Below are 3,007 nucleotides of genomic sequence, written 5' to 3' on the forward strand. Positions count from 1 at the left end.
GGCGCGGCCGCGCACAGAGCGCCGCCCACGTCGAGGCGCGCCGGTCAGGTCGTCAGGCGGCGCAGGAAACGGCCGGCCAGCTCGGTCACCGCGTCGGCGTCCAGCTCCCGCGCGGGACCGGCCACCGTCACCTCGGCCAGCGCCAGCCCGGGCACCTCGGAGTCCCGCCAGCCGCCGACGAACCACGCCCGCTCCTCCTCGGCCAGCGCGAGGTTCGCCGCGTTCAGCGCCGCCGCCGGGTGCGGCAGCCAGAACCGGAACTGGTGGGTGTGCGGTGGCGTCGGGTGCACCCGGGCACCGGGCAGGGCACCCAGCGCCTCGGCCACCACCTTCGCGTGCCCCACGTGCCCGGGCAGGTCGGGCAGCTCCCGGGCCAGCCCGACGAGCGCGGCCAGCGCCGCCGGCCACTGCTGGAACAGCGTGCCGCCGTAGCGGTGCCGCCAGGCGCGGGCGTAGCGGGCCAGCTCCGCGTCCCCGGCCAGCGCCGCCCCGGAGTGGCCGCCGAGCGACTTGTAGAACGAGACGTACGTGCTGTCGGCCAGCGCCGCGACCTCGGCCGTCGAGTGGCCGAGGTGGACTGTCGACTCCCAGAGCCGGGCGCCGTCGAGGTGGACCCGGGCGCCCCGGGCCCGGGCCGCCGCGACGACGGCGACCAACTCGTCCCAGGTCGGCAGCACGAACCCGGCGTCCCGCAGCGGCAGCTCCAGCAGGAGCGTGCCGATCGGTTCGTCGAGCGCGGCGACCTCGGCGGCGGTGGGATTGCGCGGAGCGGTCGTCGTGTGGACCGCGCGGACGCCGGCGAGCAGCGCGTACGCGTCACGTTCGTGCACCAGCGGGTGGCTGAGCGGGTGCAGCCCGACCCCGGCCCGGCCGGTCAGCTCCGCACCGTGCCGCATCGCCACCTGCTGCGCCATCGTGCCGGAGGGGAAGAACACGGCCGCCTCCGCGCCGAGCAGCTCGGCGACCCGCAGCTCCAGCTCCGCCACCGGCCCGCCCTCGCCGTAGAGGTCGGGCAGGTCGTCACCGGCCACCTCCCCGAGCGCGGCGAGCTGCTCCCGCACCGACGTCGGACGTACGCCGGAGAGCATCGTGTCGCTGCCACGCTGGGCGGCGAGCCGCCGCAGCCGCTCGGCGTGGCCGTCGCTCATCCGTCCTCCCGGAGCCGGCGCAGCCGGGTCACCGCCTCGGCGAGCACCTCCGGCCGCTTGCAGAACGCGAACCGGACGAGCCGGCGGCCCGCCTCCGCGTCGTCGTAGAAGACCTGCGTCGGCACCCCCACCACGCCGCAGCGTTCCGGCAGGGACCGGCAGAACTCCACCCCGTCCCGACCGCCGAGCGGACCGACGTCGGCGGTGACGAAGTAGGTCCCCTCGGGCGCGAGCACACCGAAACCGGCGTCGGCGAGCCCGGCGACCAACTGGTCCCGCCGGCGTTGCAGGTCGTCCCGGAACCCGGTGAAGTAGGCGTCGGGCAGGCCGAGGGCCACCGCCACGGCCGGCTGGAGCGGGCCGGCGTTGACGAACGTGAGGAACTGCTTCACCCGCAGCACCGCCGCGACCAGCGCCGCCGGCCCGCTCACCCAACCGACCTTCCAGCCGGTGCAGGAGAACGTCTTGCCGGCCGAGGAGATGCGCAGCGTCCGTTCCCGCATGCCCGGCAACCCGGCCAGCGGCACGTGCGGCCCGGCGGCGTCGGTGAAGACGAGATGTTCGTAGACCTCGTCGGTCACCGCGTACACCCCGTGCTCCCGGCACAGCGCGGCGACCAGGGCCAGCTCGTCGGCGGTGAAGACCTTGCCGGTCGGGTTGTGCGGCGAGTTCAGCAGCACCAGCCGGGTCCGCCCGCCGAACGCCGCCCGCAGCTCGGCCGGGTCGAAGCCGTACCGGCCGTCGGCTCCCGGCCGCAGCGTCACCGGGCGGCGGACCGCGCCGGCGAGCGCGATCGAGGCGGCGTACGAGTCGTAGTACGGCTCGAAGCAGACCACCTCGTCACCCGGCTCGCAGAGGGCGAGGATGCTCGCGGCGACCGCTTCGGTGGCGCCGGCGGTCACCACGATCTCGCCGTCCGGGTCGTACTCCAGGTCCCAGAACCGGCGCTGGTGGGCCGCGACGGCCGCGCGCAGCGCCGGGATCCCCGGGCCCGGCGGGTACTGGTTGTGGCCACCCCGCAGCGCCTCGGCGGCGGCGGCGAGCATCTCCGGCGGGCCGTCGGTGTCCGGGAAGCCCTGCCCGAGGTTGACCGCGCCGGTGCGCACGGCCAGCGCCGACATCTCGGCGAAGATGGTGGTGCCGAACGGCCGCATCCGGGCCACCAGCGGATCGGTCGTCGTCACGGCGGCCAGCCTACGGCCCACCGCCGACGCGTCACCAGCCGAAGCAGGTCGCACCCCACCGGCCGGAGTCGCGGTACACCTCCCTGCCGTCGACGGTGATCCGGCAGGTCACGTCGCCGGGATCGGGGCCGGCCGGGGTCGCGGTGACCTGCACCCGTTCGCGGTTGTTCGCGGTCAACCGCAGGCGCCAGGGCGAGGCCACGTCGTCGAGGTGGAGCAGGTTCTCGCCCGCGTCGTAGAACTGCACGTCCACCGGACCGGCCGCGGTCACCTCGTAGACGACGGTGAACCGCCCGGGCCCACCTGACGGCGTGGTCACCGGCACCGCGGGGGCCGGCTCGTCGCTGATCCCGTCCGGATCGTCGAGGTACGGGTCGTCGAGGTACGGATCGCCGTAGGGCTCCCCGGACGAGGTCGAGTCGTCCACGAACGCCCCGAGCACGCCCAGGCCGACGCAGCCGCAGAAGGCCAGCACCAGCGCGGCCACCACGGTGACCACCAACCCGACCGCCCAGCGGCCGCCGGACCGGCGCGGGGCCCCGCCGGGATACGCGTACGGCGGCGGGTACGGCCCGGGTGGGTACGCCCCCGGCGGAGGGGCGGCCGGTGGGTAGGCGGCGGGCGGATAGGCGGCGGGCGGGTAGGCGGCGGGCGGCCAGCCGGGCGGGTTCGGGC

The 3,007-nt window shown here is 76.0% G+C and carries 3 protein-coding genes; all 3 read right to left on the reverse strand.

The features are described from left to right. Positions 1 to 44: 44 nt before the first annotated feature. The gene (locus HUW36_RS29585; RefSeq protein WP_174531111.1) at positions 45 to 1,148 is read right to left on the reverse strand and encodes a threonine aldolase family protein; all 1,104 of its coding nucleotides are present in this window, start codon (positions 1,146 to 1,148) and stop codon (positions 45 to 47) included. Next, a complete protein-coding gene (locus HUW36_RS29590) occupies positions 1,145 to 2,332 on the reverse strand; it encodes a pyridoxal phosphate-dependent aminotransferase (RefSeq protein WP_174531112.1) in 1,188 nt (395 codons plus the stop codon). The genes HUW36_RS29585 and HUW36_RS29590 overlap by 4 nt, the downstream gene beginning before the upstream one ends. A 31-nt stretch (positions 2,333 to 2,363) precedes the next feature. After that, positions 2,364 to 3,007: MmpS family transport accessory protein (locus tag HUW36_RS29595; protein ID WP_246248388.1), on the reverse strand; the 644-nt coding region annotated here is incomplete at its 5' end.

Source organism: Micromonospora maritima (assembly GCF_902825405.1).
GTDB lineage: Bacteria > Actinomycetota > Actinomycetes > Mycobacteriales > Micromonosporaceae > Micromonospora > Micromonospora maritima.